General features: G+C 61.3%; 24 protein-coding genes. 22 read left to right on the top strand and 2 right to left on the bottom strand.

From position 1 onward, the window contains the following. Positions 1-20 precede the first annotated feature (20 nt). The 6 genes from HX869_RS00825 to HX869_RS00850 all read left to right on the top strand — a co-directional run bounded on the left by HX869_RS00825 (position 21) and on the right by HX869_RS00850 (position 4,168). Positions 21-206: a Trm112 family protein gene (locus tag HX869_RS00825; protein ID WP_003174668.1), complete on the top strand. Its 186-nt coding sequence runs from the start codon at positions 21-23 to the stop codon at positions 204-206. Further along, positions 203-967 (top strand): 3-deoxy-manno-octulosonate cytidylyltransferase, encoded by a 765-nt coding sequence (kdsB, locus tag HX869_RS00830; protein WP_008434982.1) that lies wholly within the window; start codon positions 203-205, stop codon positions 965-967. Before HX869_RS00825 ends, kdsB begins: the two co-directional genes overlap by 4 nt. Further along, positions 967-1,431 (top strand): low molecular weight protein-tyrosine-phosphatase, encoded by a 465-nt coding sequence (locus tag HX869_RS00835; protein WP_004371338.1) that lies wholly within the window; start codon positions 967-969, stop codon positions 1,429-1,431. The genes kdsB and HX869_RS00835 overlap by 1 nt, the downstream gene beginning before the upstream one ends. After that, positions 1,428-2,447 carry a UDP-N-acetylmuramate dehydrogenase gene (murB, locus tag HX869_RS00840; protein ID WP_178902605.1) on the top strand — a complete coding sequence of 340 codons (1,020 nt, stop codon included), beginning with the start codon at positions 1,428-1,430 and terminating at the stop codon, positions 2,445-2,447. The genes HX869_RS00835 and murB overlap by 4 nt, the downstream gene beginning before the upstream one ends. A gap of 150 nt (positions 2,448-2,597) precedes the next feature. Continuing rightward, complete coding sequence (locus HX869_RS00845) at positions 2,598-3,584, top strand: XdhC family protein (protein ID WP_008434978.1); 987 nt, start codon at positions 2,598-2,600, stop codon at positions 3,582-3,584. Next, positions 3,581-4,168, top strand: coding sequence for a nucleotidyltransferase family protein (locus tag HX869_RS00850; protein ID WP_177022196.1), 588 nt, complete (start codon positions 3,581-3,583; stop codon positions 4,166-4,168). The genes HX869_RS00845 and HX869_RS00850 overlap by 4 nt, the downstream gene beginning before the upstream one ends. A gap of 67 nt (positions 4,169-4,235) precedes the next feature. On the opposite strand, the gene rne is transcribed toward HX869_RS00850, so the two are convergent. After that, positions 4,236-7,508, bottom strand: a complete 3,273-nt coding sequence (rne, locus tag HX869_RS00855; RefSeq protein ID WP_177022195.1) for a ribonuclease E — start codon at positions 7,506-7,508, stop codon at positions 4,236-4,238. 738 nt (positions 7,509-8,246) lie between these two features. Between rne and rluC the strand changes: the two genes are divergently transcribed. The 3 genes from rluC to HX869_RS00870 are packed head-to-tail and all read left to right on the top strand — an operon-like array spanning position 8,247 to position 10,869. Next, positions 8,247-9,206, top strand: coding sequence for a 23S rRNA pseudouridine(955/2504/2580) synthase RluC (rluC, locus tag HX869_RS00860; RefSeq protein ID WP_004371325.1), 960 nt, complete (start codon positions 8,247-8,249; stop codon positions 9,204-9,206). Next, positions 9,193-9,855, top strand: coding sequence for an HAD-IA family hydrolase (locus HX869_RS00865; protein WP_004371323.1), 663 nt, complete (start codon positions 9,193-9,195; stop codon positions 9,853-9,855). Before rluC ends, HX869_RS00865 begins: the two co-directional genes overlap by 14 nt. A 21-nt stretch (positions 9,856-9,876) precedes the next feature. After that, the gene (locus tag HX869_RS00870) at positions 9,877-10,869 is read left to right on the top strand and encodes a S49 family peptidase (RefSeq protein ID WP_008434971.1); all 993 of its coding nucleotides are present in this window, start codon (positions 9,877-9,879) and stop codon (positions 10,867-10,869) included. A gap of 129 nt (positions 10,870-10,998) precedes the next feature. Here HX869_RS00870 and HX869_RS00875 read toward each other — a convergent pair whose 3' ends face one another. Then, positions 10,999-11,577: a nucleoside triphosphate pyrophosphatase gene (locus tag HX869_RS00875; protein WP_004371319.1), complete on the bottom strand. Its 579-nt coding sequence runs from the start codon at positions 11,575-11,577 to the stop codon at positions 10,999-11,001. Positions 11,578-11,682: 105 nt separating this feature from the next. On the opposite strand from HX869_RS00875, the gene HX869_RS00880 reads away from it, so the two are divergent. The 13 genes from HX869_RS00880 (at position 11,683) to HX869_RS00940 (ending at position 22,554) form a co-directional block, all read left to right on the top strand. Beyond that, a complete protein-coding gene (locus tag HX869_RS00880; protein WP_004371317.1) occupies positions 11,683-12,210 on the top strand; it encodes a YceD family protein in 528 nt (175 codons plus the stop codon). Between the two features lie 13 nt (positions 12,211-12,223). Beyond that, entirely contained in the window at positions 12,224-12,406 is a 183-nt protein-coding gene (rpmF, locus tag HX869_RS00885; protein ID WP_004371305.1) for a 50S ribosomal protein L32, read from the top strand. Between the two features lie 4 nt (positions 12,407-12,410). After that, positions 12,411-13,421: a phosphate acyltransferase PlsX gene (gene plsX / locus HX869_RS00890; protein WP_080673274.1), complete on the top strand. Its 1,011-nt coding sequence runs from the start codon at positions 12,411-12,413 to the stop codon at positions 13,419-13,421. Between the two features lie 126 nt (positions 13,422-13,547). After that, positions 13,548-14,486 carry an ACP S-malonyltransferase gene (gene fabD, locus HX869_RS00895; protein WP_023659248.1) on the top strand — a complete coding sequence of 313 codons (939 nt, stop codon included), beginning with the start codon at positions 13,548-13,550 and terminating at the stop codon, positions 14,484-14,486. A 30-nt stretch (positions 14,487-14,516) separates the two neighbouring features. Continuing rightward, positions 14,517-15,260 carry a 3-oxoacyl-ACP reductase FabG gene (gene fabG, locus HX869_RS00900; RefSeq protein ID WP_004371297.1) on the top strand — a complete coding sequence of 248 codons (744 nt, stop codon included), beginning with the start codon at positions 14,517-14,519 and terminating at the stop codon, positions 15,258-15,260. A 192-nt stretch (positions 15,261-15,452) separates the two neighbouring features. Next, positions 15,453-15,689, top strand: a complete 237-nt coding sequence (gene acpP / locus HX869_RS00905) for an acyl carrier protein (protein WP_004371293.1) — start codon at positions 15,453-15,455, stop codon at positions 15,687-15,689. A gap of 110 nt (positions 15,690-15,799) precedes the next feature. Next, positions 15,800-17,044, top strand: a complete 1,245-nt coding sequence (gene fabF, locus HX869_RS00910) for a beta-ketoacyl-ACP synthase II (protein WP_004371291.1) — start codon at positions 15,800-15,802, stop codon at positions 17,042-17,044. Continuing rightward, entirely contained in the window at positions 17,044-17,859 is an 816-nt protein-coding gene (pabC, locus tag HX869_RS00915; protein ID WP_008434963.1) for an aminodeoxychorismate lyase, read from the top strand. The genes fabF and pabC overlap by 1 nt, the downstream gene beginning before the upstream one ends. A 1-nt stretch (position 17,860) precedes the next feature. Further along, a complete protein-coding gene (gene mltG / locus HX869_RS00920; protein WP_023659249.1) occupies positions 17,861-18,979 on the top strand; it encodes an endolytic transglycosylase MltG in 1,119 nt (372 codons plus the stop codon). Positions 18,980-18,998: 19 nt separating this feature from the next. Continuing rightward, entirely contained in the window at positions 18,999-19,631 is a 633-nt protein-coding gene (gene tmk / locus HX869_RS00925) for a dTMP kinase (protein ID WP_008434959.1), read from the top strand. Continuing rightward, positions 19,624-20,613, top strand: coding sequence for a DNA polymerase III subunit delta' (locus HX869_RS00930; protein WP_004371282.1), 990 nt, complete (start codon positions 19,624-19,626; stop codon positions 20,611-20,613). Before tmk ends, HX869_RS00930 begins: the two co-directional genes overlap by 8 nt. A 63-nt stretch (positions 20,614-20,676) precedes the next feature. Next, positions 20,677-21,462 (top strand): TatD family hydrolase, encoded by a 786-nt coding sequence (locus HX869_RS00935; protein ID WP_017475806.1) that lies wholly within the window; start codon positions 20,677-20,679, stop codon positions 21,460-21,462. Between the two features lie 438 nt (positions 21,463-21,900). Beyond that, positions 21,901-22,554, top strand: a complete 654-nt coding sequence (locus HX869_RS00940; RefSeq protein ID WP_004371278.1) for a TetR/AcrR family transcriptional regulator — start codon at positions 21,901-21,903, stop codon at positions 22,552-22,554. Positions 22,555-22,642 lie beyond the last annotated feature (88 nt).

A 22,642-nucleotide genomic window follows, 5' to 3' on the forward strand; every position in this document is an offset into this window, starting at 1 on the left:
CTGCTCTCCAGGACATACTCATGGACACCAAACTGCTCGATATCCTCGCTTGCCCGATCTGCAAGGGGCCGCTCAAGCTCAGCGCCGACAAAACCGAGCTGATCAGCAAGGGCGCCGGCCTGGCGTACCCGATTCGTGATGGCATTCCGGTAATGCTCGAAAGCGAAGCCCGCACCCTGACCACCGACGAGCGCCTGGATAAATGACCACCGCCTTCACCGTTGTCATCCCGTCCCGCTACGCCTCCACCCGCCTGCCCGGCAAGCCGCTGCAACTGATCGGCAACAAGCCGATGATCCAGCTGGTGTGGGAACAGGCCTGCAAAAGCAGCGCCGAAAGGGTAGTGGTGGCCACCGACGATCCGCGCATCATCGAGGCCTGCAAAGGCTTTGGTGCCGAAGCGGTGCTGACCCGTGAAGACCACAACTCCGGTACCGACCGCCTGGCCGAAGTGGCCACAAAGCTGGGCCTGGCGGCGGACGCCATCGTGGTCAATGTGCAAGGTGACGAGCCGTTGATTCCGCCCAGCGTGATCGATCAGGTGGCGGCCAACCTGGCAGCCCATGGCGAAGCGCGCATGGCGACCCTGGCCGAGCCGATTGAAGACATCGAGACCCTGTTCAACCCCAACGTGGTGAAAGTGGTCAGCGACATCAATGGCCTGGCGCTGACCTTCAGCCGCTCCACCTTGCCGTGGGCGCGGGATGCGTTCGCCAAACAGCCTGACGTGCTGCCGGCTGGCGTGCCGTACCGTCGCCACATCGGCATCTACGCCTACCGCGCCGGTTTCCTGCACGACTTCGTGAGCTGGGGCCCGTGCTGGCTGGAAAATACCGAATCCCTGGAACAACTGCGTGCCCTGTGGCACGGCGTGCGCATTCATGTGGGCGATGCCCTGGAAGCGCCGCCGGCGGGCGTCGACACCCCTGAAGACCTCGAGCGCGTCCGTCGCCTTCTGGGGGCCTGATGCAGGTTCTGTTCGTCTGCCTGGGCAACATCTGCCGTTCGCCCACGGCCGAAGGCGTTCTGCGCCACAAATTGCGCGAAGCCGGCCTGGCCGATCAGGTTGAAGTGGCCTCTGCCGGTACCGGTGATTGGCACGTCGGCAACCCACCGGACAAGCGCAGCCAGCGTGCAGCGCTGCAACGCGGCTACGACCTGTCGGCCCAGCGTGCACAACAGGTGTCGCGTGCCGACTTTTCCCGCTACGACCTGATCCTCGCCATGGACCAGAGCAACCTGCGCAACCTCAAGGCCATGCAGCCGGCTCAGGGCAAGGCGGACCTGGACCTGTTCCTGCGCCGCTACGACTCGGTGGTGGATGAAGTGCCGGACCCGTACTACGAAGGTGACCAGGGCTTTGAAACTGTCCTCGACCTGATCGAGCGCGCCTGTGACCTGTTGGTGATTGAATTGAAGGGCCGGTTATGACTTTGCAGGTACGGGCACAGGTTTCGCTCAAGCCGTTCAACAGCTTTGGTATCGACGTGCGTGCCCGGCTGTTTGCCGAGGCCCACAATGACGCCGACGTGCGTGAGGCCCTGGCCTGTGCCGCCGAGCAACAACTGCCGTTGCTGGTGATTGGCGGTGGCAGCAACTTGCTGTTGACCCGGGATATTGACGCACTGGTGCTGCGCATGGCCAGCCAGGGCATCCGGGTGTTGCACGACGATGGCGTGCAGGTCGTGGTTGAGGCCGAAGCGGGCGAAGCCTGGCATCCGTTTGTGCTGTGGACCCTGGCCAAGGGCTTTTCCGGCCTGGAAAACCTCAGCCTGATTCCCGGAACGGTCGGCGCCGCACCGATGCAGAACATCGGCGCCTACGGTGTAGAGATCAAGGATGTATTCAGCGGCCTGACCGCCCTTGATCGCCAGACCGGCGAACTACGGGATTTCAGCCTGGCCGAGTGCAACTTTGCCTACCGCGACAGCCTGTTCAAGCACGAAGTGGGGCGCTGGCTGATCCTGCGGGTGCGTTTTGCCCTGAGCCGCGCCGTGCATCTGAAACTTGAATACGGGCCGGTGCGACAGCGCCTGACCGAGCAAGGCATCGCGCAGGCCACGCCCAGCGATGTCAGCCGCGCGATTTGCAGCATTCGTAGCGAGAAACTGCCCGACCCGGCGGTGCTCGGCAATGCGGGGAGTTTCTTCAAGAACCCGCTGGTGTCCCAGGCACTGGCTGCCGAGTTGCAGCGTCAATACCCGGACCTGGTGGCTTACCCCCAGGCCGACGGGCAGATGAAACTGGCCGCCGGCTGGCTGATCGACAAGGCCGGCTGGAAAGGCTTTCGCGATGGCGATGCCGGCGTGCATCGCTTGCAGGCACTGGTATTGGTGAACTACGGCGCGGCCAGCGGCCAGGACATTGCCGGGCTCGCGCTGCGTATCCAGCAGGACATCGAAAAGCGCTTCAAGGTGGTGCTGGAAATGGAGCCGAATCGCTATTGAACTAAGCTTGTTTTTTGACGCACCAAGCCCTGCATTGCAGGGCTTTTTTATTGCCGGTGAGTTAACTTAGCTGACTACCGATATTTTTGATCAACCCATAGATGCTGTTTATCAAAATCAGTTGCAAGGTTGGCGGGAGGCGAAAGCCTGATGGACAGTGTTGATCTGAATGTATTACGCAGCGTGCTGGAATGGCGTCTCGCCGGGCAGCGAGTGGTGCTGTACAGCGTGGTCCAGACCTGGGGCAGCGCCCCGCGTCCGCCGGGGGCGATGCTGGCCTTGCGCGGCGACGGGGTGGTGATTGGCTCGGTGTCCGGCGGCTGCATCGAGGACGACTTGATCGCCCGGTTGCAGGACGGTCGGCTGCCTGACGACGGGCCGCCGGTGCAGCTTGTCACCTACGGTGTCACCCGGGACGAAGCGGCGCGTTTTGGCCTGCCGTGTGGCGGCACCCTGCGTCTCACCGAAGAGCGGGTGAGTGATCCGGGTTGGGTAGCTGAACTGCTGGCGCGCTGTGAGGCCCACGAGATTGTCGCCCGTGAGTTGGACCTGGCCACCGGCGAGGTGGTGTTGAGCGGTGCGAGCAAGACCGATGTGGTCAGCTTCAACGGCGAGCGTTTGCGCGCGATCTACGGTCCGCGCTGGCGCCTGCTGCTGATCGGCGCGGGCCAGCTGTCACGTTATGTGGCGGAAATGGCTCGGTTGCTGGATTTCGAAGTGCTGATCTGCGACCCGCGCCAGGAGTTTGTTTATGGCTGGGAGGAGCAGCACGGGCGCTTTGTGCCGGGTATGCCGGATGAAGCGGTGTTGAATATCCAGACCGATGAACGCACTGCCATTGTCGCGCTCACCCATGACCCGCGCCTGGATGACATGGCGTTGCTGACGGCCCTCAATTCCCGGGCGTTCTACATAGGCGCGCTGGGTTCGCGGGTCAACAGCCAGAAGCGCCGGGAAAACCTCGCGGCACTGGGGCTCAGTGCGGACGCCATTGCGCGGCTGCATGGGCCGATTGGTCTGCATATCGGCAGCCATACGCCGGCGGAAATCGCCTTGTCGTTGATGGCGGAAATCGTCGCCATCAAGAACGGGATCGATCTGCTGCAGAAAAAGCCGTTGCAGGCAGCGGTCAGTTGACGGGCATCGCCGTAATCATCCTGGCAGCGGGGCAGGGCAGTCGTTTTCGGGCCGAGGCGGGTGCCGATCAGGACAAGTTGCTGGCGCCCTGCGTGGGCCGGGATGGCATCACGCGGCCGGTGATCGAGCAGGTATTGGTGAATCTGCCGCCTGTGGCTACGAGACGTTGGCTGGTGACGTCACCGGATCGCACCGAAGTGATTCGGTTGGCTAAGGTGCACGGTTGCGAAGTATTGCTTTTGCGCTCGCCGGGCATGGGTGACAGCATCGCCGCAGCGGTGGCGGCCAGTGGGCCGTCGGCTGGTTGGCTGGTGGTGTTGGGGGATATGCCGTTTATCCTGCCGGCAAGTATCGAGCAAGTGATGGCAGGCCTGGAGGAAGACGGTATCAGCGCCCCGGTGCATGCAGGTCAGTACGGGCACCCCGTGGGGTTTGGCCGTTCATTCGGCCCGGCCTTGATCGCGCTGACCGGAGACCGCGGGGCAAAACCGTTATTTGCCAAGGCTTCGGTGCAGGAAGTCGTAGTCGATGATCCCGGTGTGTTGTGGGACGTCGATGTGCCAGGGTTGTTGGACTACCGCTAACTGATGTAGCGGGCATAAAAAAGCCCCGCCTGATCACTCAGGCGGGGCTTTTTAGTGGCCGATGGAATCAGACGAGGGGTTTAGGCTCGTGCTCTTCTTCCAGCGCCTTAGGGTGGTGCTCTACCACTTCTTCAACGGAACGTACGTTCTCGTCGATGGCAGGGGCAGTGTGCTCAACCACGGCTTCGGTGACCGGAGCAGGGGTTGCTTGGGCAACTTCAGCGACGGCTGGAGCAGCTTCGGCAGCGGCCTTGGCAGCAGCGGCGGCCGCTTCAGCTTCCTTGCGACGACGACGCACTTCGCGTGGGTCGTTCGGCGCACGGCCATTTTCGGTCAGGGCGCTGGCCGGAGCGGCTTCAACCACCGGGGCTGCCACTTCGGCAACCACTGGCGCTTCAACCACTGGCGCAGGCTCGGCAACAACGGCAACAGGTTCAGCAGCGACCACCACTTCAGCGACTGGCACTGGAGCTTCTTCGACCACTGGCGCAGGCGCTGGAGCTTCAACCGCTTCAACCACCGGGGCAGGTTCGGCAGACCACTGGAAGGCGGTCTGTTCTTCGCGAACTTCACGCACTTCAGGGGTTGGCTCGGCAACCGGTGCTTCAACGGCGGCTTCAACCACGGGCTGTTGTTCAACAACAGCGGCAGGCTCGGCAACCACTTCAGCTTCAGGCTGAGGCTCGCGAACTTCGCGAACTTCGCGAACTTCACGAACGTGACGAGCCGGCGCTACTTCCACTTCCGGAACAACCGGGGCTTCGACCGGGGTCGTTGCTTCAACCACTGGCGCTTCGACGGCTGGCGTCTCTACAACAGTGTTTTCCTGGATGGCAGCGGTGGCTGCTTCAGCTTGCTCGTTGGCCTGGGCTTCAGCAGGTGCGCTGATGACCGAGCTGGCGACAGCAGCGGTAACGGCCAGGCCGGCAGCCAGTTCGGCGCCAGTCGGTTCGCCGGTAGCGGCTGCGTTGGCTTCGCCGGTCTCTTCCGAGCCTTCGATTTCGTTGCCGTTGGCATCACGTTGACGCTCACGACGGTTGCTGCGACGACGCTGGCCACGGGAGCGGCGGCGTGGACGATCGCCTTCGGCGTTGTCCTGGCCGTCTTCCTGTTGCTGGTCTTCGTTGGACAGCAGCTCTTCTTCTTCACCGGCTGGAGCCGCTTGCTCGGCACGTGGTTGACGCTCTTCACGAGGAGGGCGTGGCGCACGTTCTTCACGCGGCTGACGAGCTGGACGCTCTTCAGCAGTGGCAGCGGTGGCAGCAGCAGCGGCTACGGCTGGAGCGGCATCCAACGGCTCGCGCAATTCACGCACGCGTTCTTCACGCTCGCCACGTGGCTTGCGGTCTTCACGTGGAGCGCGTGGAGCACGCGGTGCACGTTCTTCGCGTGGTGCACGCTCTTCACGGGCTACGGTTGGTGTTTCTTCACGGGCTTCGCGCGGTTGGCGCTCTTCACGTGGGGCGCGTTCTTCGCGGGGTGCACGTTCTTCACGAGGCTTGCGCTCTTCGTCACGGCGACCGTTGCGATTGCGGCTCTGCTGGCGACCGTTGCGACGCTCTTCATTGCGTGCAGGGCGTTCAGTCACAGGCTTCTCGACCACAACTGGAGCCACTGGCTCTTCCTTGGTGGCGAACAGGCTGACCAGCGACTTCACCAGGCCCTTGAACAGGCTTGGCTCAGGCAGGGCAGCTGGTGCGGCAACCGGCGCAGCTGCCTCGACCGGAACCGGTGCGTTGGCACGGGCTGGCGCGGTCTTGACGGCGGCTTCCTGGCGAACCAGGGTGCGGGTCGCAGCGGCTGGCTGGACTTCTTCCACTTCGGCAGCGGCAGCAGCGATTTCGTAGCTGGACTGGTTGACGTGGGCTTCCGGGCTGTCATCACGCAGGCGCTGCACTTCGAAGTGCGGTGTCTCGAGGTGATCGTTCGGCAGGATGACGATGCGGGCACGGGTGCGCAGTTCGATCTTGGTGATCGAGTTGCGTTTTTCGTTGAGCAGGAACGCAGCGACCGGGATCGGCACCTGGGCGCGCACTTCGGCAGTGCGGTCTTTCAGGGCTTCTTCTTCGATCAGGCGCAGGATCGCCAGCGACAGCGATTCAACGTCACGGATGATGCCGGTGCCGTTGCAACGCGGGCAGACGATGCCGCTGCTTTCACCCAGGGATGGACGCAGGCGCTGACGGGACATTTCCAGCAGGCCGAAGCGCGAAATGCGGCCGACCTGTACGCGGGCACGGTCAGCTTCCAGGCATTCGCGGACTTTCTCTTCCACGGCGCGCTGGTTCTTGGCTGGGGTCATGTCGATGAAGTCGATCACGATCAGGCCGCCGATGTCACGCAGGCGCAGCTGGCGGGCGATTTCTTCAGCCGCTTCCAGGTTGGTCTGCAGGGCGGTTTCTTCGATGTCGCTACCCTTGGTGGCACGCGCCGAGTTGATATCGATGGACACCAGGGCTTCGGTCGGGTCGATCACGATGGAGCCGCCGGAAGGCAGTTCGACGACGCGCTGGAAAGCGGTTTCGATCTGGCTTTCGATCTGGAAACGGTTGAACAGCGGAACGCTGTCTTCGTACAGCTTGATCTTGCTGGCGTACTGCGGCATCACCTGGCGGATGAAGGTCAGGGCTTCGTCCTGGGCTTCGACGCTGTCGATCAGCACTTCGCCGATGTCCTGGCGCAGGTAATCGCGGATGGCGCGGATGATCACGTTGCTTTCCTGGTAGATCAGGAATGGCGCGGAACGATCCAGGGACGCTTCCTTGATAGCGGTCCACAGCTGCAGCAGGTAGTCGAGGTCCCACTGCATTTCTTCGCTGCTGCGGCCCAGGCCGGCAGTGCGCACGATCAGGCCCATGTCGGCCGGAGCGATCAAGCCGTTCAGCGCTTCACGCAGTTCGTTGCGCTCTTCGCCTTCGATGCGACGGGAGATACCGCCGGCACGCGGGTTGTTCGGCATCAGGACCAGATAACGGCCCGCCAGGCTGATGAAGGTGGTCAGGGCGGCGCCCTTGTTGCCACGTTCTTCTTTTTCTACCTGAACGATGACTTCCTGGCCTTCGCTCAGGACGTCCTTGATGTTCACGCGGCCTTCAGGGGATTTCTTGAAGTATTCGCGGGAGATTTCTTTGAGGGGCAGGAAACCATGGCGCTCGGAGCCGAAATCGACAAAGGCAGCCTCAAGGCTTGGTTCGATGCGAGTAATCCGGCCTTTATAGATGTTGGCCTTCTTTTGCTCGCGTGCACCGGACTCGATGTCCAGGTCGTAGAGGCGTTGGCCGTCTACCAGTGCAACACGCAACTCTTCGGGTTGAGTTGCGTTAATCAGCATTCTTTTCATGTTGTACCGTCGGTTTCCGGGCTGCCGGAAACGGCGTTCGGCACACACGACTTCTCACGGTCGGTGTCAGGTGCGTCAAGAGTGGTTGGCCACTCCAGTGTCCAGCAATACCCGCCAAAATGGGCGGTATCGCGACGTACGCTTCCTGCTTGCTGTGGTGACTTAAGCACTCAGTCAGGAGGAGGAATCAACCGGCGACTGTGGACGAGATGAAGCGTCTAAATATAAGCCTAGTGCTACACAGTCCGACGGTTGTGCATCTCCACCCTACACGTATCCCTGATAATTCGGGTGCTGCCGCGCGCAGAATCCGCAGCGGGTTGGCATTTACCGTGTTCTCCAATGGGGAGTCCACGCTCATGGCTAAACAAGACCGGGTGTGGGCGATTGTGCTCTCACTCAGCTCGTAACAGGCGTTGTTTCCGAAGCATTCGCCGTGGTCTGGCTCCAGACTGACTGCACTTTGTGAACTGGCCGTAAATATCGGCGCAAAAGGCGAGTAATCACTCTGCTTTTTGCACTCGCTTCAGGCCTCATGTCACCTGCGCTTGTTACAATCTCGAGCCTTCCAGGGTGGCGAAAGCCCCGTAGGACGGCCTCGCGTCCTGATGAATTGCGATGGTCAGGGCCGGCAGTTTGCCGCTAGTCCTCTGTCCAGGCCGCTTTTGGCGGCGTTCGCGACTATAGCAGCAATGATTAAGTGCTTCAATTCCATAAAAAATTGTTATCATCGCCGCCATGACGACTACCGCCCCCCAGACCCCCAGCGTCCAGCTGCTCGAGGTCTCGCCGGAATATGCCGGCCAACGCATCGACAACTTTCTTCTTGCCAGGCTCAAAGGCGTGCCCAAGACCTTGATTTACCGCATTTTGCGTAAAGGCGAAGTGCGCGTGAACAAAGGCCGGATCAAGCCCGAGTACAAGCTGCAGGCGGGCGACATCGTCCGCGTGCCGCCGGTGCGGGTGCCTGAGCGGGACGAACCGGTCCCACTGGCCCAGGGCTTGTTGCAGCGCCTTGAAGCGTCGATTGTCTTCGAAGACAAGGCACTGATCGTGATCAACAAGCCGTGTGGCATCGCGGTTCACGGTGGCAGTGGCCTCAACTACGGGGTGATCGAAGCCTTTCGTCAGTTGCGCCCGGATGCCAAGGAGCTGGAGCTGGTCCACCGTCTGGACCGTGACACCTCCGGCCTGTTGATGATCGCCAAGAAACGCAGCATGTTGCGCCACCTGCATGCCGCCCTGCGCGGTGATGGCGTGGACAAGCGCTACATGGCGCTGGTGCGTGGCAACTGGGCCACTTCGATCAAGAGCGTGCGCGCGCCGTTGCAGAAGAGCAACCTGCGTTCCGGCGAGCGCATGGTCGAGGTGGACGAGGAGGGCAAGGAGGCGCTGACCCTGTTCAAGGTGCTGCGCCGCTTTGGTGACTTTGCCACCATGGTCGAGGCCAAGCCGGTCACTGGCCGTACCCACCAGATTCGTGTGCACACCCTGCATGCGGGGCACTGCATTGCCGGCGATACCAAATACGGCGATGAAGATTTCTCCAAGGAAATCCGCGACCTGGGTGGCAAACGCCTGTTCCTGCACGCCTACATGCTGACCGTGCCGCTGCCCGATGGTGGCGAATTGAAGCTGCAAGCGCCTGTCGATGAAATGTGGGCCAAGACCGTGGAGCGCCTGAGTGTCGCACCCTGACTACAAGCTGTTGATCTTTGACTGGGATGGCACGCTGTGTAATTCCATTGGTCGGATTGTCGAGTCGATGCACGCTGCGTCGACCCGTTCCGGTTATGCATTGTGCGACGACCTGGCGGTCAAGGGCATTATTGGCCTGGGCCTGCCGGAAGCGATCCGCACCCTGTACCCGGAGATTGGTGATGACGAGCTGATAGCGTTTCGTCAGCACTACGCCGATCACTACATGGCGCTCGATGCCCAGCCTTCGCCGCTGTTTGAAGGCGTGGCGCAGGCCATGGAAGCATTTCGCGCCGACGGTTATCACCTTGCGGTCGCGACCGGCAAGGCCCGTCGCGGCCTGGACCGGGTGCTCAAGGCCCATGGCTGGGAAGATTATTTCGACGCCACCCGTGCGGCGGATGAAACCGCCAGCAAGCCCCACCCTCTGATGCTCGAGCAGATCCTCGCTCAATGTGGCGTGTCGCCTCGGCAGGCGTTGATGGTGGGTGATGCGTCGTTCGACCTGATGATGGCGCGTAATGCTGGCATGGACTCCGTGGCGGTCAGCTACGGCGCCCAATCTGCCCAGGCGTTGCAGGCCTACGAGCCGCGCCTGACAATTGACCGTTTTTCTGAATTGCAGGCCTGGCTCAGCCGGGCCCATTAAGTCTTTGCTGGGGTGGATGGCATGACCGATGAGTGGAAAGCGCCTGAGAAGGCCAATGCCGATAACAATGGCGATGACAGAAGCTGGAAGTTGCTGGAGAAGACCCTGCTGGCCAGTGTCCAGGAGCAGCGTCGCTCCCGGCGTTGGGGGATCTTTTTCAAGCTTCTGACCTTTATTTATCTGTTGGGCATGCTGGTGCTGTTCAGTCCGCTGATGGACATGGAGAAGAGCGCCACCCGAAGCGGTAATTACACGGCGTTGATCGAAGTGCGCGGAGTGATTGCCGACAAGGAGTCTGCCAGTGCAGACAACATCGTCAGCAGCCTGCGGGCGGCCTTCGAGGACTCCAAGGTCAAGGCTGTGATCCTGCGCATCAACAGCCCGGGCGGCAGTCCGGTGCAATCGGGTTACGTGTACGACGAGATTCGTCGCCTGCGCGCCTTGCACCCGGACATCAAGCTGTATGCAGTGATTTCCGACCTGGGTGCTTCGGGTGCCTATTACATCGCCAGTGCCGCCGACCAGATCTACGCCGACAAGGCCAGCCTGGTGGGTTCGATTGGTGTGACGGCGGCCGGTTATGGCTTTGTCGGCACCATGGAGAAGCTCGGGGTTGAGCGTCGTACCTACACGTCAGGTGAGCACAAGTCGTTCCTGGACCCGTTCCAGCCGCAAAAGGCGGATGAAACCCAGTTCTGGCAGGGTGTGCTGGATACCACTCATCGGCAGTTCATTGCCAGTGTGAAGCAGGGGCGCGGTGACCGGCTCAAGGATAAGGAGCATCCGGAGCTGTTCTCCGGTCTGGTCTGGTCTGGCGAGCAAGCGCTGCCATTGGGCTTGATCGATGGCCTGGGCAGTGCCAGTTCGGTGGCGCGGGACGTGATTGGCGAGAAAGAACTGGTGGACTTCACTGTTCAGGAGTCGCCGTTTGACCGTTTCTCCAAGAAGCTGGGTGCCAGCGTGGCTGAGAAGCTGGCGCTATACATGGGCTTCCAGGGTCCGACCCTGCGCTGAGAGCTTGAGCGCGACATGGCTCGAAATGTGGGAGCTGGCTTGCCTGCGATAGCATCACCTCGGTGCAACTGATGTACCGAGGTGTCTGCATCGCAGGCAAGCCAGCTCCCACATTTGTTTGTGATGTTCTCAGGGAATCTGTACGCCTTCGGCCAGTAGCATGTCCACCAGTCGGATCAGCGGCAGTCCGACCAGGCTGGTGGCGTCTGGACCTTCGGTGCTTTGAAACAGGCTCACCCCCAGGCCTTCGGCCTTGAAGCTGCCAGCGCAGTCGTAGGGCTGCTCGATGCGCAGGTAGCGTTCGATGCGTGCGGCGTCCAGCGTGCGCATGTGTACGGTGAAGGGGATGCAGTCGACCTGGCAATGGCCGGTGGCGCTGTTCAGTACAGCCAGGCCGGTCAGGAAGCTGACGCGCTTGCCACTGGCCGCCAGCAGTTGCTCACGGGCCTTCTCGAAAGTGTGGGGCTTGCCGATGATCTGGCCGTCGAGCGCGGCGACCTGGTCCGAGCCGATGATCAGGTGGCCCGGATGGCTGTCAGCCAGGGCGCGGGCCTTTTCCTCGGCCAGGCGCTTGACCAGCTCCACGGCGGACTCGTCCGGACGGTGGCTTTCGTCGATATCCGGCGAGCTGCAGATGAACGGCAGGTGCAGGCGGTTCAACAATTCCCGGCGATAAACCGAGCTGGAAGCGAGTAATAAAGGCAGCATGGGCGTCTCCTCAAGGCAGTCGCGGATTCTAGCGGGGAGGCCCGGTGACGGACAGGGCTGAATTTCCTTTGACATGGCCGGGTGCATCCCTATAATGCTGCGCCTATGTTGAATGACCCGATTCCACCTCACGTTGACCCGCGCAAATTGGCTGATCGTGGCACCACCCTTCAAGGTGAGCTGCTCCTGGCCGATTTGGAGAGACTCTGCGACCCGCTTTCCGACACTGTCGGTACGGTGCAGGCTAAATTCGTTTTTGAACGAGATGAACGTAAGTCTGTGGTAATCCACAGCTTTATCGACACCGAAGTCAAAATGGTTTGCCAGCGTTGTCTTGAGCTGGTCACCCTGCCGATCCACAGCGAATGCAGTTATGCTGTGGTGAAAGAGGGTGCGAATACCCAGTCGTTGCCGAAAGGTTATGACGTGCTGGAACTGGGCGAAGATCCTTTGGATCTGCAGTCACTGATCGAGGAGGAGCTTTTGCTCGCCTTGCCCATTGTGCCTGCTCATCATCCGGAAGAATGCCAGCAGCCGGCGGGTCTCGATGAGCCCGAACCGAGCGAGGACGAGGTAACGCGGTCCAACCCGTTCAGTGTATTGGCGCAGTTAAAGCGTGACCCAAACGTTTAGGAGTTAATCAATTATGGCTGTTCAGCAGAACAAAAAATCCCGCTCTGCCCGTGACATGCGTCGTTCGCACGACGCCCTGACGGCAAGCACTCTGTCTGTAGAAAAAACCACCGGTGAAGTTCACCTGCGTCACCACGTATCGCCAGAAGGCGTATACCGTGGCCGTAAAGTGATCGACAAGGGCGCTGACGAGTAATCACTTGTCTGCTCAAGTCATCGCGATTGACGCAATGGGCGGGGACTTCGGTCCCCGCAGCATTGTTCAGGCCTGCATTGCTTGCCTGTCTGCCACGCCCTCGCTGCACCTGACCCTCGTCGGTCAACCCTCCTTACTTGAAGAACTGATTGCCAGCCATCCGGCGGTGGATCGCGCGCGCCTGACTATTACACCGGCCAGCGAAACCATCACCATGGATGAAAAGCCTGCGCAGGCCTTGCGCGGCAAGCCTGATTCTTCGATGCGGGTGGCGCTTGAGCTGGTACGCGACGGCAAGGCCCAGGCCTGTGTCAGTGCCGGCAATACCGGGGCGTTGATGGCGTTGTCCCGGCATGTGCTGAAAACCCTGCCGGGCATTGACCGGCCGGCGATGGTTGCGGCTATTCCGACCCAGCAGGGCTATTGCCAGTTGCTGGACCTGGGGGCGAACGTCGATTGCAGTGCCGAGCATCTGCTGCACTTTGCCCTGATGGGCTCGGTGGCGGCCGAAGCGCTGGGCGTGGCCCGGCCTCGGGTGGCGCTGCTGAATATCGGCACCGAAGACATCAAGGGCAACCAGCAGGTCAAGCTGGCGGCGACGCTGTTGCAAAGCGCGCGAGGCCTGAACTACATCGGCTTTGTCGAGGGTGACGGTCTGTACCGCGGCGAAGCCGACGTGGTGGTGTGCGACGGTTTTGTCGGCAATATCCTGCTCAAGTCCAGCGAGGGCCTGGCGACGATGATTGCTGCGCGCATCGAGGCCTTGTTCAAGCGCAACCTGGCGTCACGCCTGGTGGGCGCCCTGGCGCTGCCCTTGATGCGGCGCTTGCAGGCTGACCTGGCTCCGGCGCGGCACAATGGTGCGAGTTTCCTCGGGTTGCAGGGCATCGTGGTGAAAAGTCATGGTTCGGCGGGGGTGCAGGGTTTTCAAAGTGCCATCCAGCGCGCCTTGATCGAGATCCAGGAAAACCTGCCGCAACGCTTGCACGGCCGCCTTGAGGATCTGTTGCCTTAGGCGAATCGGGCCGGAAATGCTTAAATGTGACCGGCCAGTTCAATTGACCATCCAATCTGTCAGTTTCTTGCGCTCCCACGTGTGGGGCGCCAATTTCCGACGACCAGATCATTAGGGGCTTGTTACATGTCTACATCCCTCGCATTCGTCTTTCCAGGGCAGGGTTCGCAGTCCCTCGGCATGTTGGCCGAGCTGGGCGCGGAACATCAGTTGGTCCTGGACACTTTCAAGGAAGCCTCCGATGCCTTGGGTTACGACCTGTGGGCACTGACCCAGCAAGGGCCGGAAGAGCTGCTCAATCAAACCGACAAGACCCAACCCGCCATCCTCACCGCCTCCATCGCCCTGTGGCGTCTGTGGCTGGCTGAAGGCGGCGCACGTCCGGCCTACGTTGCCGGTCATAGCCTGGGCGAATACAGCGCCCTGGTGGCCGCTGGCAGCCTGACCCTCGGTGAAGCGGTCAAGCTGGTGGAGCGTCGTGGCCAGTTGATGCAGGAAGCGGTTCCTGCCGGGCAGGGCGGCATGGCTGCCATTCTCGGCCTGGAAGATGCTGACGTGATTGCCGCCTGCGCCGAAGCGGCCCAGGGCGAAGTGGTCAGCGCCGTGAACTTCAACTCCCCTGGCCAGGTGGTGATCGCCGGCGCCAAGGCGGCGGTAGAGCGCGCCATCGAAGGCTGCAAGGCTCGTGGCGCCAAGCGTGCGTTGCCGTTGCCGGTCAGCGTGCCGTCCCATTGCGAACTGATGCGCCCGGCTGCCGAGCGTTTCGCCGAGTCGATCGCTGCGATCAACTGGCAGGCGCCGCAGATTCCGTTGGTGCAGAACGTCAGTGCCGCCGTGGCCTCTGACCTGGAAACCCTCAAGCGCGATCTGCTGGAGCAGCTGTACAAGCCGGTTCGCTGGGTTGAGTCGGTGCAGACCCTGGCCGCCAACGGCGCCACCCAATTGGTAGAGTGCGGCCCGGGCAAAGTCCTCGCCGGCTTGAACAAGCGTTGCGCCGAAGGCGTGTCGACTTCCAACCTCAATACCCCGGATGCCTTCGCTGCCGCTCGCGCAGCCCTGGCCTGACGTTAATTTCCGAACCTAGGAGAAGCCTGCATGAGTCTGCAAGGTAAAGTTGCACTGGTCACCGGCGCAAGCCGTGGCATTGGCCAGGCGATCGCCCTGGAGCTGGGCCGTCTGGGCGCTGTGGTCATCGGTACCGCAACCTCCGCCGCCGGCGCTGAACGTATTGCCGCGACGCTGAAGGAAAACGGCGTCCAGGGCACCGGTCTTGAGCTTAACGTGACCAGCGATGAGTCCGTGGCGGCCGTATTGGCTGAAATCACGGCGCAATTCGGTGCACCGGCTATTCTGGTGAACAATGCCGGTATTACCCGCGATAACCTGATGATGCGTATGAAAGACGACGAGTGGCATGACGTCGTTGATACCAACCTGAACAGTCTGTTTCGCCTGTCCAAGGGTGTTTTGCGCGGCATGACCAAGGCTCGTTGGGGTCGAATTATCAATATTGGCTCTGTTGTGGGTGCCATGGGCAACGCAGGCCAAGTAAACTACGCAGCCGCCAAGGCCGGTCTGGAAGGTTTCAGCCGTGCATTGGCGCGTGAAGTAGGCTCGCGGTCGATTACGGTCAACTCGGTGGCCCCAGGGTTCATCGACACCGATATGACCCGCGAATTGCCTGAAGCGCAGCGTGAAGCGTTGCTGACGCAGATTCCGCTGGGCCGTCTGGGCCAGGCTCAAGAGATCGCGAATGTGGTCGCTTTCCTGGCATCCGACGGTGCGGCATACGTGACTGGGGCTACAATCCCGGTGAACGGCGGGATGTACATGAGTTAAATTGTGACGGATCGCTTCAAAAAAATGTCATACGAGCTGTCTAAAATCCGTTATAAAGCTGCAATCTATTTATAGGCAGATGGCCAATAGGGTACGAGGGTGAAGCTTTCAGTTGAAAAGCTGAAAAGTCTTTCTATACACTTACCCACTGGCCAGCTGCCTGAATTTGTCCATTAGGAGTGAAAACAAGGTATGAGCACCATCGAAGAGCGCGTCAAGAAAATCGTTGCCGAGCAACTGGGCGTTAAAGAAGAAGAAGTGACCAACAGCGCTTCCTTCGTTGAAGACCTGGGTGCCGACTCCCTTGACACCGTTGAGCTGGTGATGGCTCTGGAAGAGGAATTCGAGACCGAAATCCCGGACGAAGAAGCTGAAAAAATCACTACCGTTCAAGCTGCTATCGACTACGTTACTAGCCACCAGGCGTAATAGTTTGTAATCGTCGCTTGCTGTGATGGAAAAACCGCACTGCCCTATGGCGTGCGGTTTTTTCCTTTAAGCCTGATGCAAAGTGTCGTCATTAGAAAAAGGAGAGTGCTGTGTCGCGTAGACGCGTCGTAGTCACCGGTATGGGTATGTTGTCGCCACTGGGTACGGATGTGCCGAGCAGTTGGCAGGGCATTCTGGCTGGCCGCAGTGGTATTGGTCTGATCGAACACACGGACCTTTCTGCCTATTCCACCCGTTTTGGCGGCTCGGTAAAGGACTTCAATGTCGAGGAATATCTCTCGGTCAAAGAGTCCCGCAAACTCGACCTGTTCATTCAATACGGCCTGGCAGCCGGTTTTCAGGCGGTGCGTAATGCCGGCCTGGAAGTCACCGACGCCAACCGTGAGCGCATCGGCGTGGCCATGGGTTCGGGTATTGGCGGTCTGACCAATATCGAAGAAACCAGCCGCACCCTGCATGAGTCCGGCCCTCGCAGAATTTCACCGTTCTTCGTGCCTGGCTCGATCATCAATATGATTTCCGGTTTCCTGTCCATCCACTTGGGTGCCCAGGGGCCCAACTACGCCATTTCCACGGCGTGCACCACGGGCACTCACTGCATCGGCATGGCGGCGCGCAATATCGCCTATGACGAGGCCGACGTGATGATCGCCGGCGGTGCCGAGATGGCCGCCTGCGGTTTGGGCATGGGCGGCTTCGGCGCGTCCCGTGCGTTGTCGACCCGCAATGACGAGCCGACCCGTGCCAGCCGTCCGTGGGACAAGGGCCGCGACGGTTTTGTTCTGGCCGACGGTGCCGGTGCGCTGGTACTCGAAGAGCTGGAGCACGCGAAGGCCCGTGGCGCCACCATCTACGCCGAGCTGATTGGTTTCGGCATGAGCGGTGATGCGTACCACATGACCTCGCCTCCGTCGGACGGCGCGGGTGCTGCACGCTGCATCACCAATGCGTTGCGTGATGCCAAGGTCAACGTTGACCAGGTGCAGTACATCAATGCCCATGGCACTTCGACCCCGACCGGCGACCTGGCGGAAGCCGAGGCCATCAAGTCGGTATTCGGCGAGCATGCCTACAAGCTGGCGGTCAGTTCCACCAAGTCCATGACCGGTCACCTGTTGGGTGCGGCGGGCGCGGTCGAGGCAATCTTCAGCGTGCTGGCCATCAAGGATCAGGTCGCTCCGCCGACCATCAACCTCGATGAACCGGATGAGGGCTGCGACCTGAACTTCGTGCCTCACGAGCCGCAGAAGATGCCGATCGACGTGGTGCTGTCCAACTCGTTCGGTTTTGGCGGTACCAACGGTTCCCTGGTGTTCCGCCGGTTCGCCGAGTGATGGAGAGCTGGGTCGACGGTCAGCCGGCGGGCGCAGTGCCCCTGAAAGACCGTGGCCTGGCATACGGTGATGGGCTGTTCGAGACCATTGCCGTCAAGGCCGGGCAGCCCGTGCTGCTTGACCGCCACCTGCAGCGCCTTGAAGAAGGTTGCAGGCGGCTGGCGATTGTTGCGGATCAACCCCTGATCCGCAGCGAATTGCTGGCCTACGCCGCCGCCCTCGGTGACGGTGTACTCAAGTTGATCCTGACCCGTGGCGACAGCCAGCGCGGTTATGGCATCAGTGCTGGCGCTCCGGCGCGGCGCATTCTGCAAGGCAGTCCACCTGCCACTTATCCCCCGGAACATGCAGCGTCAGGCATCCGCCTGTTTGCGTGTACCACGCGTTTGTCCGAGCAACCGTTGCTCGCCGGCCTCAAGCACCTCAATCGACTGGAACAGGTGTTCGCCCGCGCCGAATGGCAGGATGCCGAACACGCCGAAGGTTTGATGCTGGATATGTCCGGTCGAGTCATCGAAGGCGTCTTCAGCAACCTGTTTCTGGTGCGTAACGGCGTGTTGCTGACCGCTGATCTGAAACGCTGCGGCGTCGCCGGCGTCATGCGGGCCGAGGTGTTGGCCCAGGCGCAGGCGTTGGGCATTCCGACGAGCGTGGCCGATATCAGCCTTGAGCAGCTGCAACAGGCCGATGAAGTCTTGGTGTGCAACAGCGTATATGGCATTTGGCCGGTGCGCGGATGTGCTGCGATGAGCTGGCCGGTTGGGCCGCTCACCCGTAAACTGCAGGGCATTGTTCGCGCACTATTGGATATTTGATTTGAGACGTAAATTTGTATTGTTGCTGGAGATCGGTCTGGTCCTGGCGGGTTTGCTGCTGGGCGCTTCGGCCTGGAAGCTGAACTCGGCCCTTGAGCAGCCCTTGAATCTGACCCAGGAGCAATTGCTGGACGTACCGGCTGGCGCGACGCCCACCGGCACCTTCAATCGCCTGGAAAATGACGGCGTGCTCAAGGATGCGTTCTGGTTGCGTCTCTACTGGCGCTTCAACCTCGACGGCCAGCCGCTGCACAGCGGCGAATACCGCATGACCCCGGGCCTCACCGCCGAGGGCCTGATCGGCTTGTGGCAGCGTGGCGAAGTGGTGCAGTACAGCATTACGCTGGTGGAAGGCTGGAACTTCCGCCAGGTGCGCGCGGCCCTGGCCAAGCATGAAAAGATCGAGCAGACCCTGTCCGGCCTGAGTGACAGCGAGGTGATGGAAAAACTCGGCCACCCGGGCGTATTTCCTGAAGGGCGCTTCTTCCCGGACACCTACCGCTTCGTGCGCGGCATGAGCGACGTCGAACTGCTGAAAAAATCCTACAACCGTCTGGACGATGTCCTCGCCCAGGAGTGGAGCAAGCGCGCGGCCGATGCGCCGTACACCGACCCCTATCAAGCGCTGATCATGGCCTCGCTGGTGGAGAAAGAAACCGGCGTGCCGGAAGAGCGCGGCCAGATCGCCGGGGTATTCGTGCGGCGCATGCAGATCGGCATGCTGCTGCAAACCGACCCGACGGTGATCTACGGCCTCGGCGAGCGCTACACCGGCAAGCTGACCCGCGCACACCTCAAGGAAGCCACGCCCTACAACACCTACGTGATCGCCGGCCTGCCGCCGACGCCGATCGCCATGGTCGGGCGTGAGGCGATTCATGCTGCGCTGAACCCGGTGGCGGGCAGCAGCCTGTATTTCGTTGCCCGCGGCGATGGCAGCCATATTTTCTCGGATAACCTGGATGCGCATAACGCAGCAGTGCGTGAGTTCCAGATGAAGCGCCGCGCCGATTACCGTTCCAGCCCGGCGCCGGCGGCAAAGCCTGCGGACGCGCCTCTGGATACGCCCGCCGAGCCGGCTCCGGCACCCGATGACGCCGCGCCGCAAAGCCCGCAATGACTCTGACTAAGGACTGCCTGTGACTGGCTTGTTTATTACCCTGGAAGGCCCGGAAGGCGCCGGCAAGAGCACCAATCGTGAATACCTGGCCGAGCGCCTGCGCGCCGAAGGTATCGAGGTGCTGCTGACCCGTGAGCCTGGCGGCACGCCACTGGCCGAGCGTATCCGTGAAGTGCTGCTGACCCCGGGCGACGAACAGATGAACCCCGACACCGAACTGTTGCTGGTGTTCGCCGCCCGCGCCCAGCACCTGGCCGAAGTCATTCGCCCGGCACTGGCCCGGGGCGCCGTGGTGATTTGTGACCGGTTTACCGATTCCACCTATGCCTATCAGGGCGGCGGCCGTGGCTTGTCCCTGGAGCGCATTGCGGCCTTGGAGACCTTCGTCCAGGGCGATTTGCGGCCCGACCTGACCCTGGTGTTCGATCTCCCGGTGGAAGTCGGCATGGCCCGTGCCACCGCCCGGGGTCGCCTCGATCGTTTCGAACTGGAAACCCGAGTCTTTTTTGAAGCTGTGCGCGGCGCGTTTCTCAAGCGCGCCGAAGCCGACCCCGCTCGTTACTACCTGTTGGACGCCGCACAACCGTTGACTCAGGTTCAGCAGTGCATTGACGCCCTGTTGCCGAAGCTTGTGGAGCGTGTCCGTGGCTGAAGCCTACCCGTGGCAGGACAGCCTCTGGCAGCAACTGGCGGGCCGTGCCCAGCACGCCCACGCCTACCTGCTCCACGGCCCGGTGGGCATCGGCAAGCGCGCCCTGGCCGAGCGGCTGATGGCCAGCTTGTTGTGCCAGCGGCCCAACGGCCTGGAAGCCTGCGGCGAATGTAAATCCTGCATGCTGCTCAAGGCCGGCAGCCACCCGGACAACTATCTGCTGGAACCGGAAGAGGCCGACAAGGCGATCAAGGTCGACCAGGTGCGTGATCTGGTCAGCTTCGTGGTGCAGACCGCGCAGATGGGCGGGCGCAAGGTGGTGCTGATCGAACCGGTGGAGTCGATGAACATCAACGCCGCCAACGCCTTGCTCAAGAGCCTGGAAGAACCGTCCGGCGATACCGTGCTGCTGCTGGTCAGCCACCAGTCCAGCCGCCTGCTGCCGACCATTCGCAGCCGCTGCGTGCAGCAGGCCTGCCCGTTGCCGAGCGAAGCCATGAGCCTGCAGTGGCTGGCCCAGGCGTTGCCGGACTGCGGCGAGGCGGAGCGCGTCGAGTTGCTGACCCTGGCGGCCGGTTCGCCCCTGGCGGCGGTCAAGCTCCAGGCCCAGGGCGTGCGTGAACAGCGTGCGCTGGTGGTGGACGGGGTGAAGAAACTGCTCAAGCAGGAAGTGTCGGCCACGCAACTGGCCGAAAGCGCCTGGAAAGACATTCCCTTGCTGCTGCTGTTCGACTGGTTTTGCGACTGGTCGAGCCTGATCCTGCGCTACCAGCTGACCCAGGACGAAAACGGCCTTGGGCTGCCGGACATGCGCAAAGTCGTGCAATACCTGGCGCAGAAGAGCGCCCAGGACAAGGTGCTGAACATCCAGGACTGGATCCTCGCCCAACGCCAGAAGGTCCTCGGCAAGGCCAACCTCAATCGCGTGCTGTTGCTTGAGGCCTTGCTGGTGCAGTGGGTCGGTTTGCTCGGCCGCCGTTAATTTCAGTGGCCGACGGGTGTATCGTTGGCCAGACACTTTCCGTGACTCAAGTTGTAGATCCCTATGCTCGTAGATTCCCATTGCCACCTTGATCGCCTCGACCTAGCCCAGCACGGCGGCTCCCTCGACGCCGCCCTTGAAGCTGCGCGCCAGCGCGGGGTAGGGCACTTCCTGTGCATCGGCGTCAGCGCGGAAAACGCCGCCGACGTCAAAGCCCTGGCCGATCGTTATGCCGATGTCGACTGCTCGGTGGGCATTCACCCGCTGGACCTCAAGCCCGGCGAAGCCCCGGCCCTCGACTGGCTGCTCGGTGAACTCAATCACCCGCGCGTGGTGGCCATCGGTGAGACCGGCCTGGATTACCACTACGAACCGGAAGCTGCCGAGTTGCAGCAGGCGTCGTTCCGTCTGCACCTGCAAGCCGCCCAGCAGACTGGCAAGCCGGTGATCGTCCACACCCGTGGCGCCCGTGCCGACACCCTGACCCTGCTGCGCGAAGCCGCGCTGCCCCAGGCTGGTGTGCTGCATTGCTTCACTGAAGACTGGGACATGGCCAAGGCCGCGCTGGACCTTGGTTTCTACATTTCCTTGTCGGGCATCGTGACCTTCCGCAACGCCGATGCCCTGCGCGATGTTGCACGCCAGGTCCCGGCAGACCGCCTGCTGGTGGAAACCGATTCGCCGTACCTGGCGCCAATTCCTCATCGCGGCAAACCCAACCTGCCGGAATATGTACGGGATGTGGCGGATTACCTGGCGATGCTGCGGGGCGAGTCCTACGAGCGCTTTGCCGAGCAGACCACCGAGAACTTCAAGCGCCTGTTCCCGCTGGCCCACGTCGGCCACTGAATCGCAGGCAAAAAAAACCCGGGTTCTGGGGGGTGAATCCGGGCTAAGACCATTAGGAGTAAAACAAGGGTACGCAGTCCGTCGGTACCCAGGTCGACGCGTCACTTGGGGGAGATGCCACGCCGACATTTCAAGTATTGATCAGTATCCGATTCAGTCCAGCCACATCTGATCGTTTTTTAAACAGATTTGGAATACGCCCGCTTCGGTTGAGTTCTCATTGGATGCGATGCACACGCGCCAATCACCTGTTTTATTTCTGACTCGAATCGGCACATTCGTTGGCGTGCTGTAAGTTAAGTGCAAAGGTTGTTCATATAGGCGTTGCCCAACGACCGTTCAGTCGGGATAATCCCGCGCACCGGGTAAAACGTTCCGACAAGCACGGCTTGGGGAGCGAACGCCCTTCCAATATCCATCTCTGCAGACCTTTTTCTTATGCACAAAGAACCCCGCAAGGTCCGTGAGTTTCGCCGCCGCGAGCAGGAAATTCTCGACACCGCACTCAAGCTGTTCCTCGACCAGGGTGAAGACAGCGTCACCGTCGAGATGATTGCGGATGCCGTGGGTATCGGCAAAGGCACCATCTACAAGCACTTCAAGTCCAAGGCCGAGATCTACCTGCGCCTGATGCTCGACTACGAGCGCGACCTGAACGAGCTGCTGCACTCGGCCGATGTCGACAAGGACAAGGAAGCGCTGTCCCGCGCCTACTTCGAGTTCCGCATGCGTGACCCGCAGCGCTACCGCTTGTTTGATCGCCTGGAAGAAAAAGTGGTGAAGGGCCATCAGGTGCCGGAAATGGTCGAGGAGCTGCACAAGATCCGTGCCTCGAACTTCGAACGCCTGACCCTGCTGATCAAGGGCCGTATCAGCGAAGGCAAGCTCGAAGACGTGCCACCGTATTTCCACTACTGCGCCGCCTGGGCGTTGGTGCACGGCGCCGTGGCGTTGTACCACTCGCCGTTCTGGAGCAATGTGCTGGAAGATCAGGAAGGTTTCTTCCAGTTCCTGATGGACATCGGCGTGCGCATGGGCAACAAGCGCAAGCACAGCACCGATTTGCCGAACGCCGAAACGCCGGCCACTTGAATCATTCGCCAGCGTGATGGCGATATGATTTCCTGCCCAGCGCAGTAACCCAGGAATATACTCAGGCAAGGACCTTGCTAAAACTTGA

The sequence above is a fragment of the Pseudomonas sp. P7779 genome, assembly GCF_013386315.1.
In the GTDB taxonomy this organism is placed as follows: domain Bacteria; phylum Pseudomonadota; class Gammaproteobacteria; order Pseudomonadales; family Pseudomonadaceae; genus Aquipseudomonas.